This is a genomic window from Thioclava sp., from assembly GCF_048263065.1.
In the GTDB taxonomy this organism is placed as follows: Bacteria; Pseudomonadota; Alphaproteobacteria; order Rhodobacterales; family Rhodobacteraceae; genus Thioclava.
Genome location: NZ_JBLXEM010000071.1, coordinates 1 through 6,118 on the forward strand (window position 1 = coordinate 1; position 6,118 = coordinate 6,118).

Here is a 6,118-nt window from a genome sequence, read left to right on the forward strand (position 1 = left end):
TTTCGAGATGGTCATTCATGCTTCCTTTTGGTGAAGCATGAACCGGATCAATCATACACAAAAGGTCGGACACTCTCTCTGACGACGATCCAAACAGCAGAGAAACCAACAAGAGGGGTCAAGCGCGGTAGCGTCTCAGATCCCCAAATACCATCGCAACAAGGAGTTTAAAATGACCAGGAAACTGATCAGCACCGCTTCGGTGCTTGCTACCCTATTGTCTTTTGCCGGGCCCGTTTCGGCGCAAGACACTACGCCCATCAAGATTGGTGTGCTCGAAGACCAGTCAGGCGATTTCGCGCTTGCAACGATCGGCAAGGTGCATGGCATCGAACTCGCAACGAAAGAGATCAATGACGCTGGCGGCATCGCCGGACGCCCAATCGAGTTGGTAGTTTACGACACCCAGTCCGACAATACGCGCTACCAAGAATTCATGCGTCGAGTGCTTCAGCGCGACAAAGTGGACGTGGTTTTCGCAGGCTTCTCTTCAGCATCCCGCGAAGCTTATCGCCCGATCGTCAATCAATTCGATGGTTTGGCATTCTATAATAACCAATATGAAGGTGGGGTCTGTGACGCAAATATGATCGTCACCGGCGCCGTGCCAGAACAGCAATTCTCGACCCTTCTGCCTTATATGATGGAAAAATACGGCAAGAACGTTTACACAATTGCCGCTGATTACAATTTCGGTCAAATCTCCGCTGAATGGGTGCGCAACATCGTCAAGGAAAACGGTGGTGAAATGGTCGGCGAGGAATTCATTCCGCTCGGTGTGTCGCAATTCTCGCAAACGATCCAGAATATCCAAAAAGCCAAGCCCGATTTCGTGGTAACTCTGCTCGTAGGCACCGCGCAGTCCTCATATTACGAACAGGCAGGTTCTGCTAATGTGGATTTGCCAATGGCGTCATCGGTGAACGTGGGTCAAGGCTATGAGCACAAGCGCTTTACTCCGCCAAGCCTCAAGGACATGTATGCTACGGTGAACTATGTCGAGGAAATCGACACGCCTGAAAGCAAGGCCTTCGTCGAGCGCTTTCATGCGATGTTCCCCGATGAGCCTTACATCAACCAAGAAGCTGAAAACTCCTATGCCGCAGTCTATCTCTATAAAGAGATGGTCGAGAAAGCCGGGGGCTCAACTAAGGTTGCCGATGTTCGTGCAACGCTTGCAGATGGCACGCTTTGCTATGACGCCCCCGAAGGCAAGATGTGCATCGACCCCAAAAGTCAGCACACCTCGCACACGATCTATCTCGCACATGTCAATGCTGACCACTCGATCGAGTTCCCGAAAAAATGGGATGACATCAAGCCCTACTGGCTGGGCGATGTGGGTTGCGATCTGACCAAGAACGATCCCAGCGCGCAATACACGCCGTCAAGCCTGCCCACGATGCAGTAAGGCGCCGCTGACGGATGCGGGGCTTATGCGCTCCGCATCCGTTACTCCTTTCCGGTCTTCCCCGGTCGACTTCCGCTAAGAAAGGGATGCTCCATGGAGTTCCTCTACTCTCTTTTCAGCTTTTTATATCAGTTCGGAGACGCCTTCGCCTTCCTCGTCTTGAGCGCCTGCGGTCTTGCAGTGATCTTCGGAATGATGGGTGTGATCAATCTGGCCCATGGTGAGTTCATTTTGTGCGGTGCCTATGTGTCCACCAGTGCAACTCATATGGGCGTGCCTCTACCGCTGGCGGTTGCAGCCGGGTCAATCGCGGCGGGTATCGCTGGGATGATCGTTGAAGTCGCAATCATCCGTCCCCTTTATAAGCGCCCGCTAGATACCATCGTCGCGACTTGGGGGATCTCAATGATCGTCACACAAGGCACCCTGATAGTGCTCGGCACGACGATGGCGGGAAGCGGCACGCCTTTTAGCAGTTTCGCAGTCGGAGACTATTCTTACTCGGTCTATCGCGTGGTGTTGATGGGAATGGCATTATTAACGCTTGGTGCCTTGTGGCTCATGTTCACAAAGACCCGTTTCGGCATTCTTGCACGCGCTACAATTCAAGTGCCCCATGTGGCCGAGGCGCTCGGGGTCAATACCAACCTCATCTACAGTCTGACTTTTGGGCTCGGTGCTGCACTCGCGGGGCTAGCAGGTGGACTGTATGCGCCGACCATGACTCTTGTTCCAACGATGGGATCGGCTTTCATGGTTGAAGCTTTTGTCACGGTCGTCGTGGGCGGGGCGGATATCTTCCTTGGGACGGCACCAGCTGCTGTGGTTCTGGGTTTTATCAAGGCTGCGCTGACCTCCTGGCAAGGCCAGCTTGCAGGTCAAATTGGCATGTTGCTCGCCGTCATCATCGTCATTCGTATTTTGCCGCGCGGCATTAGCGGCAAGATCCTGAAAGAAAGGGCCTGACGTGAATAGCGCATCCCGTTTTACTTCCTTCCTGAAGCTTGTCGAGGGTCCTCAGACCTTGGGCAAAGGCCCGAAATTCTGGTCGGGTTTCGCGCTTGTGCTGCTCGCAGCCTGTGCCTACCCGATGTTGGCCGACAGCTATGACGTGGGTAACAACGTTTATTTCTTCAACTGGCTTTTCATGGCGATGGGACTCAGCTTGATCTGGGGATATGGTGGGTCTCTCAGCTTCGGTCAGACTGCCTTTTTTGGTATCGCGGGTTACAGCTATGGCGTCTTGACGATCAATCTGGGCGATACGTATGGGCTTACGCTGATTTCGTTACTGCTTGCGGTAGGGATTAGTGCGCTGGCCGCTGCGGTCTTGGGCTATTTCCTATTCTTTGGCCGGATTAGCGGTGTCTTCCTTGGCATTGTAACCCTGTCAGTGACATTGGTGCTCGAACGTTTCATGGCGCAAACCGCAGGGCCCGATTGGGCGATTGGAAAAGCGCGTTTGAATGGTTTCAACGGGATGGGGGCGATGCCCTCACTTACGGTTCCGTGGCCGGGCGGAAGCATCGTGCTTTATCCTGATGTCACGCTTTATTACGTCACACTGGGTTTGCTCGCGTTATGCTATATGGGGCTACGTATTCTTGTGAATTCACGCTTTGGCAATGTCATCGTCGCGATCCGCGAGAACCCTCTGCGCGCCGAGATGCTTGGCTATGACGTGCGCAAGTATCAGCTTGGCACCTTCGTTATTGGCTCTGCCTTAGCTGGCTTGTCAGGGGTGCTGTATACCTCTTGGGGGAATTACATCACACCCGCGTCGATGGGAATGACTGCGGCCTCATTGCCCATCGTTTGGGTCGCCGTGGGAGGGCGAACGGATCTCACCACCACGCTAATCGGCTCATTCGCCGTCTTGATTGTCTTCCAATCCTTGACGATTTACGGCAGCCAATACGCTTTAGTTGTGATGGGTTTCTTGCTGGTGGTGACGGTATTGATCGCACCGCGCGGCGTTGTGAGCGCCCTGATCGAGCCATTCTTTCGGCGGAAATCCAAATCCGAAGGAGATCTCTGATGGCACTTCTCGAAACACATCAACTTAACAAACATTTCGGCGGACTTCACGTCACTGGAAATGTCGATTTCGCGCTTCAACCTGGTGAAATGCACTGTCTGATCGGTCCGAACGGCGCTGGCAAAAGCACCTTCTTCAAACTGATCTTGGGCGAGCATCTGCCTGATAGCGGCAAGATCCTTTACGACGGTAGTGAGATCACGCGCGACAAACCCTTCGAGCGTATCCGGCGCGGTATTAGCGTGAAGTTCCAAGTGCCTGGCATCTTCAAAGATCTGAGCGTGCGCCAGAACCTTACCATCGCCCTTCAACACCATGTGGCGCCACGCCTGCTGAAGGATGAGATCGACCGGCTGCTCGAGTTTCTTAAGCTTTCTGGCGATCACATGCAGCTCGCAGGCAACCTCAGCCACGGACAAAAGCAATGGCTTGAAATCGGAATGGCGATCGCGCTCAAGCCCAAGCTGCTGCTGCTGGACGAACCCACAGCGGGCATGACCCCGGATGAGACGTTTGCAACGGGTGAAATGCTTCAAGAACTCAATCGCGAAGGCATGACCTTGCTGGCGGTCGAGCATGACATGGCATTTGTGCGCCAGATCGCGCACCAGGTCACAGTGCTCCATTTCGGTAAAATCTTTGCGCAAGGCACGATCAACGAAATCGTGGCCGATGAACGCGTGGCCGCCATCTATCTGGGAGAAGTCGATGCGTAAAGAAGTTCTTCTTGATGTCATCAATCTTCGCGCGGGATATGGCGGTAAGCCTGTTCTGCAAGGTGTTGATTTTCAGGTGCGCGAAGGCGAAATTGTTGCAGTTATCGGGCGCAATGGGGTTGGTAAATCGACCCTAATGAAGACTTTGATCGGACTTTTGCCGACGGACGGTGGGTCGATCAACCTGCGAGGCGCATCCGTCGACCTGCTTTCTGCACACAACCGGGCGCGAAAGGGTATCGGCTATGTGCCCCAAGGGCGCGATGTGTTTCCGCGCATGAGCGTCCTTGAGAACCTTTTGGTGGGCGAAAGCATCGCGGGCAAGTCTACCCCGGGAAAGACCGAGGAAATCTATCGCTATTTTCCAATCCTTAAGGAACGCGCAGACCAACGCGCGGGCACGATGTCAGGCGGGCAGCAACAGCAGCTCGCAATTGGGCGGGTGCTGATGGGGTCGCCTTCGATGATCCTATTGGACGAGCCCTCAGAAGGGATTCAACCCAATATCGTGCAGGATATCGCGCGCATCATGGTCGAGTTGAATCGCGAAACCGGCGTCACGGTCGTTTTTGTGGAACAGAATATCGACATGATCCGGGCGATGGCGCAGCGCTGTTACGTCATGGACAAGGGGCGCATCGTTGCCGTGCTTGACCGCGAAATGCTGAAAGATCGCGACACCATTCGAAAATACCTTTCGGTCTGATCGAATGGCAATCCCGAGAGAATTTAATATGAAAGGAGAAACTTATGAGTTGGTTTGATGAATCCATCATGGCACGCAAGGGCGTTGCGAAGGGTCAGGCACTTGAGACTCGCACGATCACCGAAGAGGAACAGGGGAGCTATCCCTATATCTATTCGGCGGGGATCGATACGGTCCTGACTATTGATCCTGGCACCGTGGTTAGTGCCGAGACCCATGACGCCTTTGAGGGCGCAATCCAGAAGGAAACGGATGTTCCGACCGAGATCCTGAACTTCCCTTTCTTAAACCCGCAAAACGGCCCGATCTATGTCAATGGTGCTGAAAAAGGCGACACGATTGCGGTCTATATCGAAAGCATTGTGCCACGCGGTCCGCAACCACGGGGAACTACGGTTATCATGCCCGAGTTTGGTGGGCTGGTGCCGACATTTGAAACTGCGTTGCTAACGCAACCGTTGCCAGAAGTTGTGCGCAAGCTCGAAATCACCGTTGAGGGCGGCACGAAGTGGAACGATAAAATCAGTCTGCCTTATGAACCCTTCATCGGCACTATCGGCACCGCACCTGAAGCCGAAGCGATCTCCTCGCTTGTGCCCGATTATTACGGTGGGAACATGGATCTCCCCGACGTGGCTCCTGGAGCCGTCGTTTACCTGCCGGTCCAAACTGAGGGTGGTTATCTCTTCCTCGGTGATTGCCATGCGGCCCAGGGAGATGGCGAACTCTGCGGTGTCGCGATCGAGCATCCAACGGTGACCACCGTCCGTATCGACCTTATCAAGAATTGGACTATCCGCACGCCTCGCCTTGAAAATGAGCAGTTCTATATGACGGTTGGATCGGCACGCCCTATGGAGGATGCTGCGCGCGGGGCCTATCGCGAGTTGATCCGATGGATGGCTGCCGATTTCGGCTTTGATGAGATCGACGCCTACATGCTCCTTACTCAATGTGGGCGGGTGCGCGTGGGTAATATGGTTGACCCGAAATATTCGGTTGGAGCCTCGGTTCTGAAGTCGATCATCGGCATCTCGAAGTAACACATAGGCCGCACCCGATGCCCTTCGACGCTGCGGCCTATGTGTTCGGCCGTCCTCGCATTTAGGGACGCGTTCCAGACCCTATGATCGCATTCAACGTCAATTAGACCGGCGGCCTCTCCTGCGGCATTCTGCAACGAGGGTTGTGCCAGTTGTTCTGGCGCAGAGCCTCAAGAATGGAGGAGAGACCAATGAAAGATAGCA

The 6,118-nt window shown here is 54.2% G+C and carries 6 protein-coding genes; all 6 read left to right on the forward strand.

Annotated elements, in window-relative coordinates; translation table 11 throughout:
* The first annotated feature begins 172 nt into the window (after positions 1–172).
* The 6 genes from ACN0SD_RS20815 (at position 173) to ACN0SD_RS20840 (ending at position 5,914) form a co-directional block, all read left to right on the forward strand.
* On the forward strand, positions 173–1,411 hold the full coding sequence (locus ACN0SD_RS20815; RefSeq protein WP_417810067.1) for an urea ABC transporter substrate-binding protein: 1,239 nt from the start codon (positions 173–175) through the stop codon (positions 1,409–1,411).
* A gap of 93 nt (positions 1,412–1,504) precedes the next feature.
* Positions 1,505–2,377, forward strand: coding sequence for an ABC transporter permease subunit (locus ACN0SD_RS20820; RefSeq protein WP_417810068.1), 873 nt, complete (start codon positions 1,505–1,507; stop codon positions 2,375–2,377).
* A gap of 1 nt (position 2,378) precedes the next feature.
* Positions 2,379–3,449, forward strand: a complete 1,071-nt coding sequence (locus ACN0SD_RS20825; RefSeq protein ID WP_417810069.1) for an ABC transporter permease subunit — start codon at positions 2,379–2,381, stop codon at positions 3,447–3,449.
* Positions 3,449–4,165: an ABC transporter ATP-binding protein gene (locus tag ACN0SD_RS20830; protein ID WP_417810070.1), complete on the forward strand. Its 717-nt coding sequence runs from the start codon at positions 3,449–3,451 to the stop codon at positions 4,163–4,165. Before ACN0SD_RS20825 ends, ACN0SD_RS20830 begins: the two co-directional genes overlap by 1 nt.
* Positions 4,158–4,871 (forward strand): ABC transporter ATP-binding protein, encoded by a 714-nt coding sequence (locus ACN0SD_RS20835; protein WP_417810071.1) that lies wholly within the window; start codon positions 4,158–4,160, stop codon positions 4,869–4,871. Before ACN0SD_RS20830 ends, ACN0SD_RS20835 begins: the two co-directional genes overlap by 8 nt.
* Before the next feature lie 44 nt (positions 4,872–4,915).
* Positions 4,916–5,914, forward strand: a complete 999-nt coding sequence (locus ACN0SD_RS20840) for an acetamidase/formamidase family protein (protein WP_417810072.1) — start codon at positions 4,916–4,918, stop codon at positions 5,912–5,914.
* Positions 5,915–6,118 lie beyond the last annotated feature (204 nt).